Annotated in this window: 13 protein-coding genes; 1 reads left to right on the top strand and 12 read right to left on the bottom strand. The window is 46.8% G+C overall.

Annotated features, from left to right (window positions below):
• Nucleotides 1–714: 714 nt before the first annotated feature.
• The 3 genes from GJQ68_RS20920 to GJQ68_RS20910 form a co-directional block, all read right to left on the bottom strand.
• Entirely contained in the window at nt 715–1,323 is a 609-nt protein-coding gene (locus GJQ68_RS20920; protein ID WP_162419217.1) for a CPBP family intramembrane glutamic endopeptidase, read from the bottom strand.
• A 198-nt stretch (nt 1,324–1,521) separates the two neighbouring features.
• Nucleotides 1,522–1,959, bottom strand: coding sequence for an OsmC family protein (locus GJQ68_RS20915; protein WP_162419216.1), 438 nt, complete (start codon nt 1,957–1,959; stop codon nt 1,522–1,524).
• 273 nt (nt 1,960–2,232) lie between these two features.
• Complete coding sequence (locus GJQ68_RS20910; RefSeq protein WP_162419215.1) at nt 2,233–4,107, bottom strand: TIGR00341 family protein; 1,875 nt, start codon at nt 4,105–4,107, stop codon at nt 2,233–2,235.
• Between the two features lie 369 nt (nt 4,108–4,476).
• On the opposite strand from GJQ68_RS20910, the gene dnaA reads away from it, so the two are divergent.
• Nucleotides 4,477–5,904, top strand: coding sequence for a chromosomal replication initiator protein DnaA (dnaA, locus tag GJQ68_RS20905; RefSeq protein ID WP_162419214.1), 1,428 nt, complete (start codon nt 4,477–4,479; stop codon nt 5,902–5,904).
• A 698-nt stretch (nt 5,905–6,602) separates the two neighbouring features.
• On the opposite strand, the gene GJQ68_RS20900 is transcribed toward dnaA, so the two are convergent.
• The 9 genes from GJQ68_RS20900 to GJQ68_RS20860 all read right to left on the bottom strand — a co-directional run bounded on the left by GJQ68_RS20900 (nt 6,603) and on the right by GJQ68_RS20860 (nt 18,441).
• Nucleotides 6,603–8,615 carry an FAD-dependent oxidoreductase gene (locus GJQ68_RS20900; RefSeq protein ID WP_162419213.1) on the bottom strand — a complete coding sequence of 671 codons (2,013 nt, stop codon included), beginning with the start codon at nt 8,613–8,615 and terminating at the stop codon, nt 6,603–6,605.
• 15 nt (nt 8,616–8,630) lie between these two features.
• Complete coding sequence (locus GJQ68_RS20895) at nt 8,631–10,409, bottom strand: arylsulfatase (RefSeq protein WP_202927987.1); 1,779 nt, start codon at nt 10,407–10,409, stop codon at nt 8,631–8,633.
• A gap of 5 nt (nt 10,410–10,414) precedes the next feature.
• Entirely contained in the window at nt 10,415–12,103 is a 1,689-nt protein-coding gene (locus GJQ68_RS20890; protein WP_394351333.1) for an FAD-dependent oxidoreductase, read from the bottom strand.
• 34 nt (nt 12,104–12,137) lie between these two features.
• Entirely contained in the window at nt 12,138–12,407 is a 270-nt protein-coding gene (locus tag GJQ68_RS20885) for a family 16 glycoside hydrolase (RefSeq protein WP_162419212.1), read from the bottom strand.
• Between the two features lie 39 nt (nt 12,408–12,446).
• Entirely contained in the window at nt 12,447–13,844 is a 1,398-nt protein-coding gene (locus GJQ68_RS20880) for a Gfo/Idh/MocA family protein (protein WP_162419211.1), read from the bottom strand.
• Nucleotides 13,845–13,855: 11 nt separating this feature from the next.
• Complete coding sequence (locus GJQ68_RS20875; RefSeq protein ID WP_163379804.1) at nt 13,856–14,092, bottom strand: FAD-dependent oxidoreductase; 237 nt, start codon at nt 14,090–14,092, stop codon at nt 13,856–13,858.
• Complete coding sequence (locus tag GJQ68_RS20870) at nt 14,067–14,309, bottom strand: hypothetical protein (protein WP_162419209.1); 243 nt, start codon at nt 14,307–14,309, stop codon at nt 14,067–14,069. The genes GJQ68_RS20875 and GJQ68_RS20870 overlap by 26 nt, the downstream gene beginning before the upstream one ends.
• Nucleotides 14,310–14,375: 66 nt before the next feature.
• Entirely contained in the window at nt 14,376–16,085 is a 1,710-nt protein-coding gene (locus tag GJQ68_RS20865) for an FAD-dependent oxidoreductase (RefSeq protein ID WP_162419208.1), read from the bottom strand.
• A 775-nt stretch (nt 16,086–16,860) separates the two neighbouring features.
• Complete coding sequence (locus GJQ68_RS20860) at nt 16,861–18,441, bottom strand: RagB/SusD family nutrient uptake outer membrane protein (protein ID WP_162419207.1); 1,581 nt, start codon at nt 18,439–18,441, stop codon at nt 16,861–16,863.
• Between the last annotated feature and the right edge of the window lie 3 nt (nt 18,442–18,444).

Raw genomic sequence — 18,444 nt, 5'->3', positions numbered from 1 at the left:
AATCCTGCTGACGTGCACTTCTCGGGGATTACAAATCCCCTTTATCTGACCCACGAAATTACAAATTCCGCGGAGCGAGATGCCACGCTGTTCGGGATTTGTAATTCCGAACCCAGATAACGCAGGATTTGTAATCCTGCTGACGTACACTTCACGGAAATTAAAAATCCCCTTTATCTGACCCACGGAATTGCAAATTCCGCGGAGCGGGATGCCGCTGTTCGGAATTTGTAATTCCGAACCCAGATAACGCAGGATTTGTAATCCTGCTGACGTACACTTCACGGAAATTAAAAATCCCCTTTATCTGACCCACGGAATTGCAAATTCCGCGGAGCGGGATGCCGCTGTTCGGAATTTGTAATTCCGAACCCAGATAACGCAGGATTTGTAATCCTGCTGACGTACACTTCTCGGGGATTACAAATCCCCTTTATCTGACCCACGGAATTGTAAATTTCGCGGAGCGGGATGCCACGCTGTTCGGAATTTGTAATTCCGAACCCAGATAACACAGGATTTGCAATCCTGCTGACGTGCACTTCTCGGGGATTACAAATCCCCTTTATCTGACCCACGAAATTACAAATTTCACGGAGCGAGATGCCACGCTGTTCGGAATTTGTAATTCCGAAACCAGATAAGGCAGGATTTGTAATCCTGCTGACGTGCAGTTCTCGGAGATTACAAATCCCCTTTATCTGACCCACGAAATTACAAATTTCGCGGAGAGGGTTTGTGTCTCATCATCTCTTCGTCTCTAAGTCTCCCAGTCCCTCCATCCCCACCCGTCAACCAAAACAAAAGCACCGCATCAAAAGCCGCATGCGCCAGGATGGACGTGAGAATCCCCACCTGCTGGAACAAGTATCCGAAAAAGGCAATCAGGCCCACCATTAGGATTCCGTACACACTGATCCGCCAATTGAAGGGATTTAGGTACCCGTGCAACAGTACAAAAAGTACGGTTGTCGTCCACAGTCCCAGCAAGGGCTGCAAACCTGCCCGAAAAAACAGTTCCTCGCCAATACCGGCACAAAATGAAATAAAAACGATCCCTGCAGGTGTCCAGGACCACTGATTTATCAGATTCCGGTATTTAATCTTTTCTTTTTCAAAAAATGATCGAAGGATCAGCCACCTGGCAAAAAATCCTGAAATCAGGCCGGCCAGTAGTCCGATAAGTACCTGGATCCAAAGCGGCCCATGTCCGGCCAGCAGCGCCCAAACCGAGGTTTCCTGAAAAAAATACACCAATGCAAGTCCTGCCAGTCCAAAACCCCACAGCGTGAGCCATCCCAATAAGCGCATTTGTTGATTCATAGTTTGTTTAGATTAAGGCTCCTTTGCCTGGAATGGATTAAAAAATGGAACCCTATATCATTGTAATTATAAAAGGTATTAGGAAGAAAGGCAATATGTAAAAGCGTTTTTGAAATTCAAATACCTTGTTGCCGCGGATTTTAAACAAAAAGTGCCAGAGACAGGTCCCTGGCACGTACTATTATTCCCTGGATCAAATCAGGAACTAAAGGAAATATTCAGGCTAATAGGCACTGAGCTCAGGGCCTTGCTGACCGGGCAATTGTCTTTGGCCGCTTCGGCCAACTCCTTAAATTGCGCCTCATCCATACCCGGAACCTTGCCTTTCAAATCCAATACAATTCCGGTAATGGAAAATCCGGCATCGTCTTTTTCCAGCGAAACCGTCGCCGTGGTATTCAGTTCCTCCGGGGTTAAGTCTTTTCCTGAAATCTGAAAACTGAGTGCCATACTGAAACAACCTGCATGGGCTGCGGCAATCATTTCTTCCGGATTGGATCCCTTGGTACCATCCTCATTTTCAAATCTGGTTTTAGCACTATAGGGAGAATTATCAAAAAAACCACTAGGGGCTGATAGCGTTCCGCTACCCTCCAGGCCTGTTCCTTTCCAAATTGCTGTTGCTTTTCTTTTCATGTGTTTGTAATTTGCTTTTTAACGGTCACATGGAATCTTTGACGATTAAAATAATCATTGCCCTGTGTGTTTAATGATGATTTTAATCGTGTCGATTTCATGAATTAGTTATGTTTTTAAATGAATACCTTATCAAGGTATCAATAAATTACCAAAATACCCAAAACAGCCGGAGACAATCCATCAACAGGTATTCCATTAATCCCAGTTCATCTATCGGATACAAGTGGATTCCTCTTTACTTGCCCTCGCTCCTACTTCATCCGGATTTTCTTAAAAAACGGTCACCCCCATGGTTACCTCCAATTCCACTTCCTCACCGAGCAACTGTTCGATCTCATTTTTGATGCCTTTCAACTGGTCTTCATTTAAACTGCTTTCGGCCACAATTTTCACCGCCAACCGAACGGGTTTGATCCCGCGAACGGTAATATCCCGTAAGACCGCCCCTTCTACCCGGTAGCCATCCAGTTTGGAAATCACATCCTTTTCCCGGACCATGTCCATAAAACCAAAAAACAAGGGCAGGCTTACTATGCCAACGACGATAAGCGAATAGGCGATTCCTTTTCTGGCCAAGCGGAACGGGCTAAACCCCAACAACAAAAAGGTAAGGGCCGCTGCCATCACCATACCGGCCAGGTTGGTCATTAGTAATAATAACGCTCCCTGAAAGATGCTCCAATCCATCCAGCCCAGGCCTATTCCGGAAACTGCCAGTGGCGGCACCAGGGCCACTGCTATGGCCACTCCCGCCAGCGTTTTGGCGATCTCTTCCTTGGCACTGGCATAGGCGCCGGCAATGCCTGAGCCGACAGCTATCCCCAGATCCAGTAAATTGGGTCGGACCCGGGCCATGATTTCTTCGTTTGAAAGGTTAAGGGGCGTGAGCCAGGTGATGACCATTGCGCAAAGATACCCGAGGAGCATGCCCCAACCGATGGCTTTGGAGCTGTTGATAATCAAATTTTTATCCTGCCGCAATACGCCCATGGCCAGAGATATGATGGGAGCCATCAGGGGAGCCAGTATCATCGCGCCGATAATCACCGGAGAGGAGTTTCCAAATAGCCCCAGCGTGGCAATTAAGGTAGACAATACCATCAGCACCAAATAACTGCTGCTGGTACGTGAGCTTGCTCGTAAGCTGGAAAACAATTCCTTAAACTCCTCGGTGGAGGCGTGGTTGATTAGCGGAAGCTTTCTTTTCAGCAATTCATCCCGCACCTCGCCCCGGGGAAGTACCCGAACCTTAAAAATATCTTCATCCGAACCCTGACCTTCCAAATCCAGGAATTTCCCGGGGACCATTTTCAAGGCCTTCGGCTTGACTTCCAATTCCAGTCTTTTTGCGCTCAAAAGCGCTCCATCCAGGGAATAATTGATGGCTTCCTCACTGGAAATACACAGAGAGGAGGTTTTAATATGAGCCGCAAAAGGGGGCAGTGTACTTTTTCCCTTTTTCCGGAAAAAACTATCCAACCCAAACCACCATAAACCGGAAATGCTCTTAGGCGAAAGGACCATGGCATGCAACTTTCCATCGTTGATATAGGAATCTTCCAGCACCTTTCGGCTCAGCAAATTGCTCTTACCATGCTGAACGATGACCATCCCGATGGCGGCCGTGTCCAGTTTTTCCTTTTCATGTGCTTCCAGGCAATAGGGATGCGACTCAGCCACCCAAAATAGCTTGAAAAAATAGCTGACTTTCTTCCAGAAACGCCTCCAGCTATTGTTGGCCACAGCCCCTGTCATCAGGCTTAGCGACTCCCCTATCACGACACTATTAAAAACAGGCCGGCCATTCAGCGTAAGCATGTCTACCTTTTCCGTCTCTTCAGCTTCCAGCACCTGATCCAAACATTCTTCCAGGTTGTCATCTACTCCAAACCCTTGCCTGCCATGTAGGAGCTCCGGATGGGGCAGCAGGGCGATTCGCCAGTCCTGCTCCAGGGCCAGCGGAAATAATTCCTTCAATTGATCATCTGACAAATAGGTAACCACAAAATCCTCCTTCCCCAATTCCACCGTCAATTCATTGGTAAAGGGTAATTTGAGTTTCAGATCCGCGCCAAATCGGGGAACGATGGTGGTATCTACGGCCTCCACCATTTTTGGATCGTATAAAAGGATTATGCTTTTCATAGCCATGAGGATAAATGCGTCGGCGAAGGTTCTAGCATCAGGCACTTCGAATCCAAGGTAATGAACAATAGCCAAAGAAACCGTTCCGTATTCAAAAAGATATCGGCAAAACGGGCCGCCTATCGTTCAAAAATACATTTTAATCATTCTCAAACCAAAAACGTTCCGGGGATAAATGGGGGTATAATCAAGTCCCAATTTGATTTTTCAAATAAAAAAAAATTAAAAACCGCCTGAACCAACTTCTTTCCCACAAAGTAAAAAAGTCAAGTAAAAAGCCATTTTTTATTTAAGATAATTTTCCACATTTTTGTTTCCCCTTGTAAAGGAGTAAACACAATTTTTCCACTCTCGGTTAAAACAGATTTGATGAATTCAGAGGCGATAGCTATATGGACTGAATGTTTGCGGGTAATCGAAAAACATGTCAATGAACAGAGTTTTTCTACCTGGTTTAAGCCCATACAACCAGCAAGGATCGATGGATCTGTTCTCACCATACAGGTGCCGAGCCAGTTTTTTTATGAATGGCTGGAAGACAACTATGTGGACGTACTCAAGTTGGCCATTAAAACCGTCATTGGAGCCAATGGCCGCCTGGAATATGCCGTGGTGGTAGACAAGGGAAACTCGAACAATCAACCCTATATGGTAAGCTACCCGCAGGGGGTAAGCAATCCCGCCGCCAAAAAGAAAAAAGAGACCTTGGCGGCAGCGGCTCACAGTCCGTTTGATCTGTCAAGCCTGGATGAGCAAACCACCTTGCAGTCTAACCTCAGCTCCAGCTATACCTTTAATTCATTTATCGAAGGAGACTGTAACCGGCTGGCACGTTCGGCTGGATTTGCCGTTGCCAATAAACCCGGGATCACTTCCTTTAACCCCCTGATGGTCTATGGAGGCGTGGGATTGGGTAAAACCCATCTGGTGCAGGCCATCGGAAATGAAATCAAAAATGGCCCCGAGGACAAATTCGTATTGTACGTATCTTCGGAAAAGTTTGTGAACCAATTCATGGATGGCATCAAAGATGGCAATATCAAATCGTTCACCAATTTCTACATGCAGGTGGATGTACTCATCATTGATGACATTCAATTTCTGGCCGGGAAAGGAAGAACGCAGGAGATGTTTTTCCATATTTTTAACCACCTGCACCAAAACAAGCGGCAGATCATCATGACCTCTGATTGTTCCCCGAAAGACCTGATGGGATTGGAAGAAAGGCTGCTTTCCCGTTTTAAATGGGGATTGACGGCTGATTTGCAAATGCCGGATTTTGAAACGAGGATCGCCATTATCCGGAAAAAAATGCAATCGGAAGGCATCCACATCCCTAACAATGTCATTGAATACCTGGCCTATACCGTGGATACCAATGTCCGGGAATTGGAAGGTGTGCTCATTTCCCTCATCGCACATGCATCCCTAAACCGCGTTGAAATCAGCCTGGACCTCGCCAAGTCCATTATGAAAAACATTGTGAAGGATATTGAAACGGAGGTTAGCATTGAATACATTCAGAAATCCTGTGCTGAATTTTACGGCATAAAGGTAGAGGATCTAAAGGCCAAGACGCGAAAAAAAGAAATTGTTATCGCCCGGCAGGTGGCCATGTATTTCAGTAAGGAATTTACCAACCATTCCCTGAAATCCATCGGATATCACTTCGGAGGAAGGGATCACAGCACCGTGATTCATGCCGTCCAATCTGTAAACGACCTCATGGAGACGGATACTTCTTTCCGAAATGCCGTACAGGAGCAAAAAAAGCAGTTTAAAATCAGGTCGTATTGACCGCTTGCGTTTTTTTAAAACAGGAGACATCACCCCATCCCCAAATCACACCATCAATAACCGTCATTGCGAGCGCAGCGAAGTAATCTGATCCGAAGCGAAACCGCAAGTCCTCTGTAGAGTAACATTCAAAAATGAATGATGGATACGTACTCCGACAGACTGCCGCGGGTGCGACGAGTCATGCGATCCTCTTTTGTCTCAAAACGCACCCTCGCAGTGACGAGAACCCGTCATTGCGAGCGCAGCGAAGCAATCTGATCCGAAGCGAAACCGCAAGTCCTCTCTAGAGTAACATTCAAAAATGAATGATGGATACGTACTCCGACAGACTGTCGCGGGTGCGACGAACGGATGCGGCCATTCGTTTGGACTCCATCTGCACCCTACCGATGACGTATTTTTACCACCCCCTGTCTCCCCCTCCTGAAAACAGGAGGGGGCTGGGGGGAGGTTATTTGATATCGCTCTTTATTTTTTTTAACACGTTGATTTTTAAACAGTTAAAAACAAATACCGTCATCCCGATTTCTGCGTTTTTTAAATGTTAATACTCGCAGTGACGAGAACCCGTCATTGCGAGCGCAGCGAAGCAATCTGATTCGAAGCGAAACCGCAAGTCCTCTGTAGAAAGCAAGTAAAAAAACGAATAGCGCAAACGTACTCCGACAGCATCACATCACCGCATCATCATATCATCACCTCACCGGCACCCACAGCACCGCATCCGCCACCACATTCCCATCGGCGTTTTTATTAGACACTTCCACAAAAGGAGCGGTACCGGGTTTGAAATCAAAATCTCCCAGGTGCACCCATTCGCCGGAGGTCTGCCCCTCCACCCGGACATCTTCTTCCCTGATCACCATTTCGTGTTCCTCAAATCCATCTCCCAATACAATATGAGTTTGGGAACTGGCATCGGCTACCCTGGAAAAATAAACATATACGCTGTATTTTCCTGCATCTTTAATGCTTGGGCTAAAACGGGCGGAATTATTGCCTGCACTGCCTGCAAATAAAAAACTGGGGCCATAGCCTCCCCTACTCATCTTTTCCCAATCTCCGGACAGGCTCACTTGTGCTTCATCGTCATTGTCTACCAATATATCTGCCGTGCTCCCATCTGCCAGGGGGTTGGATTTCAGCTCTTCCTGAAGGGCTGGCACGTCTACTTCCTGGACCGCCTGTCCTGCGTCAATCGCCATACTGGCCGCCACGGCGGCCGACTGACCCAACACCATAAATACCGGCTCCATACGGATGGAACCAAAGGCAATATGACTGGCTGACATGGCTGCCGGAACAAAAAGGTTTTTGGCTTCCTCCCTTTTGGGAATAAGGGAGCGATACGCAATGGGATAGGGTCCAAAACCACCGATCTCCACATTTCCTTCATTTTTGACCATTTTCTTGCCATCCTTTTCGATCACAATCCGCTGAATATTGTGGGAGTCCATGGTATAGGCCGCCATGCCGATGCCATCCTCCACCACTTCTTCTCCTACACAATTGGCCTGAGTCATCACATATTCACCTATCATTCTCCTCACTTCCCGTACATAAAGCTGTGGGGTCCAGTGGTCGTTGTCTACGTATTCGTCTTTGGGATATCCCCATTCCTGGATCTGCTCCTGAAGCTCTTCTGGGACGCGGGGATCAGTCTTGTAGAAATAAAGCAGCGATTTGGTATAATGGGTATGGGCATCGATGATTTCTTGCCTGCGCTCGTAATCTGCCTCCGGATATTCGTGGTTCATGCCTATCATATCCGTAGAAAAACCACCCCTGTTGTTGATATCCGTTTTGTTGTTCGGCATGTGGCTCCATATAAAATAATTGCCGAGACTGCGCCGATCGGGTTGTGCCTCAAACAGCCGCACCAGCAAGTCAAACATGGAAGGATCATAGCCCTCAGGCTCGGTGATTTCTATCCTGTTGGCCGGGTCATTGGTCAGACAAATGCGGTAATTGTAAGCCTGAATCTTATCATCGCCAGAGCCATCAGGCTGCAATTCATCCTCACTGATACCCCACAACAATCCGCTGGAAGGATCACCCGGCGTTTTGTACGGATCGATGCCATCCGGAAACTGGTGCCCGGTCATCAGTTGCACGCCATTATAGGTTTCACCATACACGGAATTGGCCTCTCTTCCAATGGCATAACTTACCCCTGACAAAGCCATCAGGTCTCCCTCATAGGTAGCATCAATTACCATTTTCCCTGCCACCTGCCGGTGATCAGCGGAAGGATTGCCGGACTTTTCCAACTCAATTTCCTGGATAAATCCATCTTCTTTATTGACACCTATGACACGGTAATCATATTGGACATCTATGCCCGCCCTGTCCAGGTAATCCTGAAAGGTTTTTTTGGCCACACTGGGTTCAAAAATCCACTGCTCAAATTTGCCATAATGATCACCCAGCCTGCGGTAAAAATCCCTGGATAAGCCCGTTACGGCATATTTATTACCAATATCCGTATATCCCAATCCGCCGGTGGTCAAGCCGCCTAAATGTTGGCTGGGCTCAATCAGCACTACCGATTTCCCCATGGTTTTCGCCGTGTAGGCGGCCATGATTCCGGCTGAATTGGCTCCATATACCACCACATCATAGCTTTCCACTTCAGGTTCCTTTTCAGTAGAACAGGAAAAGGTCAGCCAAAGGAAGACAAAACAAAGGGATACAATTGGATTTTTCATGATTTTGGTTTTAGGTTAATTCATTCTTTTAAACAGCAGCAGCCTGACATCCATGACCTGGTCGCCAGGGATCTCCAGGGCTTTTAATACCATCTCGGACCTTCCTTTATTCAATTTGATCCTTCCCAGGTTCATGGGCTTAAAATCTTTCACATAGGATTCCATTCTTTCCACCCGGTCGTTTTTCATGCCCCGTATGGGAGGGTCATGCGCCTCCAATACCCGAGCTTGCACCTGGTTTCCCCCCACTGCCAACTGTATCCTGGAACCCAGATTCTGCTCGCTACAGGTGTAATACAGCTGCACCTCAAATTCACCGGCTTCCAGGACTTCCACATCCCAGGTGATTTTATCCGTTGTACTGGTCCAGTTGGTGAAAAATGAATCGTTGGGAAACCGGTTGCTGCGCTGTACATTACCATGGGCTATCCCATCCCGGGCGGGCATTTGGGTGATGGAGGCTCCCGGGTATCCCAGGGTAAATGGCCTGTCCTTCCCATCCAACTCCGCAGCCATTTCCTGGTCCCAACTTGTTTTCGCCTGAACAAGCTGTTGGGCAATTTCCGGATATTCACCAGCGATATCCGTAGTTTGTCCCGGATCATTTACCATATCATACAGCTGGTCCTCCTTGTCCAGGCGGTACTGCTGGGTACGGACACTGGTGTTTCCATTCCAATGGCTGAAAATCATCCGTTCTTCCCAGGACGGATTGTCCTCCACCATGAGCGGCAGCAGGCTTTTGCCGTCCAGTGGCTTAGGGAATGAAGGCTCTAAACCAGCCAAATCCACCAGGGTCGGCAAGAGGTCGATGGCCCCTGCTATCTCTGTAATGGTCTTTCCCTGAGGAATCCTTCCCGGCCATTGGATAAAAAAGGGGCTGCGAACACCACCCTCATCGGTAGCTCCTTTCCTGCCCTTCATGTCTCCATTCCAGCGAAAACTGTTGGGGCCATTATCGCTGAGGTAAATCACAATGGTATGCTCTTCCAGGTCCAGCTCCTTCAACTTATCCATCACCCTTCCCACATTCCAATCTATATTTTCACACATAGCAAGGGCTGCCTTGGTGAATGGAAGGTCTTCATTTCGATCTTCCGGCAAGACCATTTCCAATTCCCTTGTCTCAACTTTTTCCCACCATTGGTCGGGAACCTGCATGGGTGAATGGGGGGTATTGTAGGGAAGATAGACCAGAAATGGGGATTCCCGGTTATTTTCAATGAATTCGATGGCCTTTGTGGTAAAGTCATCCACTACATAGCCTTCTCCCTGTACCATTTTTCCGTTTTCCTCCAGTGGAGGACTGAAATAATCTCCCCAATGGCCGGAACAAAAGCCATAAAAGTAATCAAAGCCCCGCGCATTGGGATGATAGGGATGCTGCGTGCCATTGTGCCATTTACCAAAGGCACCCGTAGCATATCCTGCTTGTTGGAACAACTCAGCAAAAGTGGTTTCGTCCAAATCCAGCCTTTCCGCGCCTGCGGATGTGCCACTAACCCCTCCCCTCAGGTGGTACCTTCCGGTTAGCAATTCAGCCCGGGTTGGAGAACAAACAGGGGCCACATAAAAGCGGTAAAAATTCAGCCCGTTTTGCGCCAGCTGATCGATATTTGGCGTGGATAGGTTGGTGTTACCGCTGTGACTCAAATCCCCCCAACCCTGATCATCTGATAAAAAAATGACCACATTGGGAGCTGCGGAGCGTTCCTGCTGCACAGGCTTTTGACAGCCCATGCAGCACAGAAGGCTCAGGAAAAGAAAGAAAAAAGGCTTTCTCAGCGGGACCATAAACACTAGTTAGATGCTATCCTGTCTTCTAAGGTAAGGACTTGTCCATCCTCCAGCAATCTTGCCTTCAAATCATCATAGGAAAGGTCTTGTACGGGGATTCCCTGCTCCATGGCCATCACAGCCGCCGTAGCGGCGGATTGACCCAATATCATAAATACCGGCTCCATCCGGATGGAACCGAAAGCGATATGGCTTGCTGAAACAGCCACAGGAACCACCAGGTTTTGGATCTCCTCCTTCTTTGGCACCAGGGAACCGTAAGCAATTTCATAGGGCTGTGGCAACGGAACACCAATATCCCCTTCATTGTGTACATGACCGTTCTCATCTACATACCGCTGTATATTGTGGGAATCGATGGTATACGAACCCATTCCTACCGATTCAGGGGTGGGTTTCTTTTGCAACAATTCGTTTTCCGTCATCACGTATTTACCAATCATGCGGCGGGCCTCCCTAACATAAATCTGATGGGGCCAGTTGCCATTGTCGGTAAACTCATCTTTGGCCAATCCCCATTCCTGAAATTCCTCCTGGGTTTCCTTCGGCACCCTGGGGTCATTGGCTACAAAATACAGCAGTCCCTTTTGATAATCCTCGTGCTCTTTGATGATTTCCTTTCTGCGTTCATAGCTGGCTTCCGGATAATCGTAGTTCATGCCAATATTATCCGAACTGAAGGGACCATGGTTATTGGTATCTGTTTTGCGATTCGGGATCATGTCAAATTTCCCGAACCATTCCCTCCAGCCGGCATCAAATATGCGGACCAGGAGCTCATACTGGGCGGAATCGTAATTTTCTGGCCGGGGAAAAGGAACCCGGTTATCCGGATGGTTGGACATGCAAGTACGGAAGCAATACGCCTGTACTTTGTTGTCGCCCTCTCCTTTGATACCCGGGTCTTCTGCGCTAATCCGCGGCAACAAGCCGGAGGAAGGGTCTCCCTTTGTCCAATAGGGGTCAATGGGTTGGTCCAACACTTTGAAATGATGCCTGTGGTGGTAAACACCAGTCTGTACGCCGTTCCATTCTTCATCATAGACACTGTTGGCTTCCCTGCCTACATGGTAACTTACTCCGGCAGCCGCCATCAGGTCCCCTTCATAGGTGGCGTCAATAAACATTTTGCCTTTGAACTTTTTCCCACTAAGGGTACGGATCGCCGTAATTTTACCTTCCTCTACGGTGACACCGCTTTCCCTGTCGAGCCATTCATCCCGCAATACTTCAATACCCAGTTCTTCTACCCACTCATCGTATACTTCCTCAGCCACATGGGGTTCAAAAATCCACATGGTGCGAAATTCACCGTCGATCGCAGGGGTACCTTGCCCTTGATTTCCAAAATCAGCGCGTTCTTCCCATTTCCAGGCATCTTCTTCCTGGTATTTGTCATATACTCGCTGGTAAAATTCCCTGGAAAGCCCACCGATCACTTCCTTCTTTCCCGTATCGGTCCAACCCAAGCCGCCAGCGGTCAATCCTCCCAGGTGGGTATCCGGGGAAACCATAATCACGGTTTTTCCCATCTTCTTAGCCTGAATCGCCGCTGTTACGGCTCCGGAGGTACCTCCGTATACGATTACATCTGTGATTTCTTCCTGATTCTCCGTAGGGCTACAGGCCATAAAAGACAGCAACAGAAAAAAGGCCAGGAGAAGATTTCGTAAATTATCTAACATTTTCATCATTATTTGGGGTTTTTTGGGTACTATTTTCGTGTTATAACTTTCTGATCTTGATATTTTTAAACCATACCGGACCGCCATGACCCTGCAGGCCAATTTTTCCGGACAATTGCATGGCAGTCGAGACACCATCCAACAATACCTCCCATCCTTCCGCTTTTTCGGCATCAGTCAGCCTGTTAGGTGCTTCCGGCCTGGCTGTAAAGGCTCCCTCCGGCATCTCTTTTTCCTTTCTGTCACCTGACCCGCAAGCACTTATGGTAAGGAAGATGAGGACAATATAAATAAATTTCTCTAGTTGCATAAAGTCAAATGTATGGGTAAATGAATCCTATCCAAAGGGTTAAACCTGATGTACAAGCTCCATCTTCTCCGGGTCCCAGCCCATGATTTTTTTCTCAAAATAACTGATATTCCCTGCTTCTGTGGGTCCGGATGCACGAAGTCCGAATACCGCATCCTCTACGACTGGTTTTCCCGTCCGGATGGAGTCAAAGAAATTGACAAAGTGTTCGTATCGATCTCCCTTGTAATCGGAAGGAACCTTGAATTCAAACTCGGAGGGGCCTACCAGAGAGGCTGTAGCTGGGTATTTTTTATGGTGATCTGCTCTTATGGCTTCCTGCATGGCTTCGGGAAAACTGTTGAGGGACATCCCGGGGTCTTTGGGAAAGGGCGTTTTGCGTAAGGTAAGGCCGGTAAAGCCGATGGAAATATCCCCCTCCGACCCTACAATCCGAAATAGAAAATTATCGCCTCCTCCACTGACCAGATTGGTTCTTAATGCCAGGTTAAAAGCCGGATGTTCAGCTGATTCAGGATAGTCAAATAATCCCAGATGCAGATCCGGTACATCCCTGCCATCTTTCCAGTATCGCAGGCCGCCTGTGGCCATTACGCGGTTTGGTCCTTTAGAACCGGTTACAAAGTGAAGCATGGAAAGCATGTGTACATACAGGTCACCGGCCACCCCGGTTCCATAATCCCGGTAATTTCTCCACCGAAAAAACCGGAGTGGATCCCAGGGCCGGTCAGGTGCCTGCCCCAGATAGGTATCCCAGTCTACTGTCTGGGGAGAAGCATCCAGCGGAACGGTATATTGCCAGGCCCCTCTGGCACTGTGCCTGTCGATTTGGGCTTCCGCAAAGTTGATCTCTCCAATTTCCCCGGCGGCAATCAGCTCCTTTGCTTTGGCATGTATAATGGAACTTACGTATTGACTCCCCACCTGAAATACCTTACCGGTCTTTTTTTGCATGGCGATGATGGCATGACCGTCTTCGGATTTTTGGACCATGGGTTTTTCACAATAGACGTGCTTCCTCTTTTCCATGGCATCCAAACATATTTTTTGGTGCCAATGGTCTGTGGTGGCATTGATCACGGCATCCACATCGGATCTTTCCAGGATTTCCCGGTAATCTTTGGTGGTAAACAGGTCCTTTCCCCATAGCTCTTTTGCACGGACAAGCCTCCCATCGTAGAGGTCACAGGCAGCCACCACTTCTACACCTTCCACCATGAGTGCGGTATTCACATCCCCTATACCCATGCCACCGGTTCCGATGACCGCAATCCTAATGCGGTCATTGGCCGTCCTGTTTTTTCTTCTTCCTTTCTCCAAAATTGAAACGGCCACTTTTGGAGAGGCAGTAGCCAGGGGTACTCCTGTGGCCACCACGGCAGAGGCACTGAGTTTTTTGATAAATGATCTCCTGGTGTTATCCGTTACATACTTCATGTGTTCAACGTTTAGGTATTTTCCGGCCATTGGGTTTGGATCCCCTGAGACCGGATGAAATTTTGAAATTCAGTTAATAATTTACTGTTGGCCCTTACTTTCCTGGGGGATATTTTTTTATTTTTTGCAAATGCAATCAACAAACCGACTGCCTCCCCAATACTCCATTCTACTGGTGCCAGGCGGTAACAGCCATTGGTAATATGGGTGGTTCCAATATTTTTACTGGCAGGAATCAGGTTTTCCACCCGAATGGGTAGCAGGGCTCCCAATGGGATCTGAAAGGGAAACGGCCATGGTTGCAGCAAAACCTCCCAAGCCTCCTCCGGCGACGATTATATCTGCTTTCATTTCTCCACCTACATCATCCGATTTTACCGGATTTCCAAAAGTAGAAAACAAGGGGAAAGCGGAAGTAGCTATTCCCCCTGTTGATACAAGTCCTATAAAATCTCTCCTTTCCAATATTCCTTGTTTTATCTGCCTCCACCTTCCAGTCAGGAATGGCTTCTGATTTGGTTAACCAATGTGTTATTCATGGGCTAAAATCTGATTATCATTCAGCAGCTTATCTTTCAAATCCCCGTACGGTACTTCTTGCACCGGTATATTTTGGTCAATGGCCAGTGCGGCGGCCGTGGCAGCAGATTGGCCCAACACCATAAATACCGGTTCCATCCGGATTGACCCAAAGGCCACATGGGTGGAACTTACGCAAACGGGAACGAGTAAATTTTCTTTTTCACCTTTTTTGGGTACAATGGCGCGGTAAGGAATCGGGTAGGGTTCCGGCACATGGGCTTCAAAGTTGCCTTCATTCTGCACGTAGCCATTGTGGTCCACGTAGCGCTGCACCATATGGGAATCCATGCCATAGGCCGCCAAACCCACCACATCTTCTACCGGTGGCTCCAGTCCTTCACAATCCCGTTGGGTGACCACATAATCGCTGCGCATTCTCCTTGCTTCACGGATATAGAGTTGGGGTGTCCATCCGTTTCGTGCTTCAAACTCATCCTTTGCCATTCCCCATTTGGATACCACATCCCTAACTTTTTGAGGAATGCGGGGGTGGTAAGCCAGTGTCCACATCAGGCCTTGCTGGTATTCCAGGTGGCGCTGTGCAATGGCCTCCCGCTCTTCATAACTGGCATCAGCAAAACCGTGATTTTGACCTACAAAGTCAGTAGAAAATCCCTTTTGGTTATTGGTATCGGTCTTTCGGTTGGGCATGGGGGTATTGATCCAGGGTACCAGGGGATCACCGTAATGATACATTTCTTCCAGCGGTCCGGTGGCAGCCTCGTAATTTCTGAACAACAACTCGTATTCCAGTTCTTTGTAGTTGTCGGGCTTTTCAAAAGGAATCCGGTTGTCCGGATGATCGGTCAGGGTCATTCGGAAACAATAGGCCTGAAGTTTATCATCAGCCGAACCATCTATTCCCGGGCCTCCTTCAATGATAAAGGGCAATAAGCCACTGGAAGGGTTTCCTTTCTCCACATAGGGATCCACTCCGGGAATGAAATTATGGTGAATGGCATTGCGGGAGACATTGTTTTTCAGGGTCCGGTTGTAATAATTGGCCTGAACACCATTAAGGGTTTCTCCAAATTCGCTGTTGGCTTCTCTACCGACCATGTAACTCACCCCTGCTGCTGCCATCAGGTCTCCTTCATAGGTGGCATCCATAAAGACTTTGCCTGAAAAGGTTTCCCCACTTTCCATGGTGATGGAGCTGATCCGGTTATTTTGGCTTTTTACCCCGGCGGAACGATCCAGGCGCTTACCGGTGACAAGGGTGATTTTTTCGGCAGCCATCATTTGCTCATAAACCGCTTTGGCAGCGGAGGGCTCAAAGGTCCACATGGCATCTTCTCCTTCTTTGGACCTTCCCTGATCCGGACGGGTAAAATAGTCGGACCGCGCCTGCCAGTTCCAGTTGTCCGGATTGTCGTAGTAGCTTTTGATCCCCTGATAAAACTCCCTGGAAATTCCTCCAATGGCTTGCTTGTTTCCAATATCGGTGGCTCCCAGTCCTCCGGTGGTCAGCCCCCCCACATGAGCAGAAGGCTCGATGAGGACTACAGATTTGCCCATGCGGGAGCTTTGGATAGCAGCTGCTACTCCGGCGGAAGTGCCTCCGTAAATAACGATATCAAAAGATTGGTTTTGCGCCTGAACCGGTGGAAGGGTCAGGAAAGAAAAAACAAAACATAAGGTCAATAAGTAATTTTTCATCTGTTTATAATTTGATTTTTAATGGTCAGATGGAATCTTTGACGATTAAAATAATCATTGCCCTGTGTGTTTAATGATAATTTTAATCGTGTCGATTTCATGATTTTTTATTTTAAAGAATGGAATTTTTATTACTCCAACCGTTGCTTCTGGGCGATTAATGCTGGTTTTAATTTTTTTTAAGGTATGATATCATCGCATTTTTTTGTTTTCTAAGCAGACCCTAATTAATTATTTGAATATCTAACACAACGTCGAATCATTTTATTTTGCGAAATTTATTAAAAATACTCAGGTTAATAATAACCTGAATTAAATTAAAGATTGCTTTAATTTAATAAAAAAAACAAAGGAGGGAAAACTGATTCTCCCTCCTTTGGCATATCAAATGCATTCTATTTTATTCCCGAAAATAAAGACTTAAAACAAAAGAGTTGGGCATAATTACAAGTACTTCCCTACCAAGTAACCTATAACTCTTTCAGTTGGGGATGTGAACTTGGTAAGGGGCTATCCATGAAAGTATTTAGAGTTCACGAATAATGGACACTAGAATTATGAAAAAGACGGTTTTATTGTTGAGATTAGCTTACTGGCAGCTAATACCCTACGTTACCGTCTCATACCCCCCAAGTTGCACTGCAAGAAATGGCTTACTTGGGGCTACTGAAATTACACCTACTAGGGTCGTTATCTTTTTAATTGTCATCTGGATTTTGAAATTTCAATTCTCATAATTTGGTCAATTTTTTAGAAGTTTTCTTCCCATATCAGTTTAATAGTCCAAATGCTGTTCGACATTAGGATTACCCAGAATTTCATTCAAGGGTATTGGCAGCACATAGTCTTCTGGGGACAATTGTCTGTCCACATCATAAGTATCTATGAATTCCTGTATATAATCACCAAGATAATCCTGTTCGCCTCCATACGTACTTTTTCTTTTCAACTCTGCATAGGTTTCCTGTTCAAAAGCAAACTCCAATACCCTTTCTTCTACAATGGCATCTCTCAATTGAGATTGGTCCAAATTGGAAAGAAGGGGTAATCCAGCTCTGTTTCTTACCTCGTTAATCCCAAAATAAGGATCCCCTGTCCCACTTTCATTTGCCGCTTCAGAATGACCCAAAAGGACATCAGCGTATCGGAGATATACAATATTTTTTTCAGTAAGGGAAGGATTTGCAATACCGATTTGCACCCATTTTGAAGTCCAGGCGTTGGAATACACCAAAGTCTCTGGATCATTGGGGTCTGCGCCTGCAGAAACCAAGCCTCCAAACCGGCTCAAATTATAGGAAGTATTGCCACTCCACTTCACTATTGGGTATTCTCCTTCATCGTTCATACCCACACGGTTGCTGGGGTACTCACTGATAAAGGTGCCAGGAATTCGTTTATCATCCGGATCATATTTCATTCTAAATGCTTGTGTACCGTTTAACCAATGCCATCCCTGTCCCCCAATACTATTGGGAAGGTCAGCAGGAACAAAATGAGAATGATGATTGTGGTTTTCACTAATTCCTGCGGATGCTGAAACCTGGGCTTCAAATATCCTTTCTCCTGAATTTTCATGCGCTACATCAAAATTATGGGCAAAATCCTCGAATAGCGTAAAACCTCCCTCTTCCATGATGGTTTCCGCAGTATTTTTAGCATCCACCCATTTTTCATCCAGCAAGTAGGCTTTTACCTGTAGGGCCATCGCAGCCCACTTGGTAGCCCTTCCCAAATTGTCAGCTGAATAAATTCCAGGTAATACATCGGCAGCAAATGTCAAATCCCTTTCAATCAAGTCAAGGACATTACGTTTGCCATCCTGATTGGAAGGCAAATCCTCATCATTGACCGTCATCCTATCCGTATAAGGCACATCATCGAAATACCGGATCAGGTTAAAATAATAAAAAGCCCGTAGAAACATGGCTTCTGCTTTTACTCTTTCCAACAAACCCTGGTTGGGAATCCCTGCTTCCTGCAATTCATCCGCTTTCTCTATCAGTGCATTTGCCCTGTTGATGTTCTCATATGAAATTCTCCAGTAAGTGGCGATGTATACATCAGTGGATGTCACACTTCCATTTTGGAAATCAGAAGGTCCTTTTTCCCACCCCACTTGGTAACCTACCCTGCATTCAAACACAAACCTGTTGTAAAAGTGATTCCAGCCATCTCTTCCTCTTCCTATCCCATCATATATTGCATTTACCCCCAATTCCATCTGTTCGGCTGTGGAGAAAAAATTATCCCTAGTGATAAAATCCGGATTTTCCTCCAATTCTTCGCAGGCCATTAGCATCAGGGCAAAAAAACAGCCCATGATAATTATTGTTTTATTGTATAAATTTTTCATGAT

This window comes from Cyclobacterium roseum (genome assembly GCF_010119225.1).
GTDB lineage: Bacteria > Bacteroidota > Bacteroidia > Cytophagales > Cyclobacteriaceae > Cyclobacterium > Cyclobacterium roseum.
This window is presented reverse-complemented; position numbering and strand designations above follow the sequence as displayed.

Excerpts from the sequence above, each read along its gene's own strand:
- GJQ68_RS20885 (WP_162419212.1), bottom strand. The coding sequence starts at position 12,407 with ATGCAACTAGAGAAATTTATTTATATTGTCCTCATCTTCCTTACCATA.
- GJQ68_RS20860 (WP_162419207.1), bottom strand. The coding sequence starts at position 18,441 with ATGAAAAATTTATACAATAAAACAATAATTATCATGGGCTGTTTTTTT.
- GJQ68_RS20865 (WP_162419208.1), bottom strand. The coding sequence starts at position 16,085 with ATGAAAAATTACTTATTGACCTTATGTTTTGTTTTTTCTTTCCTGACC.
- GJQ68_RS20900 (WP_162419213.1), bottom strand. The coding sequence starts at position 8,615 with ATGAAAAATCCAATTGTATCCCTTTGTTTTGTCTTCCTTTGGCTGACC.
- GJQ68_RS20915 (WP_162419216.1), bottom strand. The coding sequence starts at position 1,959 with ATGAAAAGAAAAGCAACAGCAATTTGGAAAGGAACAGGCCTGGAGGGT.
- GJQ68_RS20880 (WP_162419211.1), bottom strand. The coding sequence starts at position 13,844 with ATGAAGTATGTAACGGATAACACCAGGAGATCATTTATCAAAAAACTC.
- GJQ68_RS20920 (WP_162419217.1), bottom strand. The coding sequence starts at position 1,323 with ATGAATCAACAAATGCGCTTATTGGGATGGCTCACGCTGTGGGGTTTT.
- GJQ68_RS20895 (WP_202927987.1), bottom strand. The coding sequence starts at position 10,409 with ATGGTCCCGCTGAGAAAGCCTTTTTTCTTTCTTTTCCTGAGCCTTCTG.
- GJQ68_RS20910 (WP_162419215.1), bottom strand. The coding sequence starts at position 4,107 with ATGAAAAGCATAATCCTTTTATACGATCCAAAAATGGTGGAGGCCGTA.
- dnaA (WP_162419214.1), top strand. The coding sequence starts at position 4,477 with ATGAATTCAGAGGCGATAGCTATATGGACTGAATGTTTGCGGGTAATC.
- GJQ68_RS20890 (WP_394351333.1), bottom strand. The coding sequence starts at position 12,103 with ATGAAAATGTTAGATAATTTACGAAATCTTCTCCTGGCCTTTTTTCTG.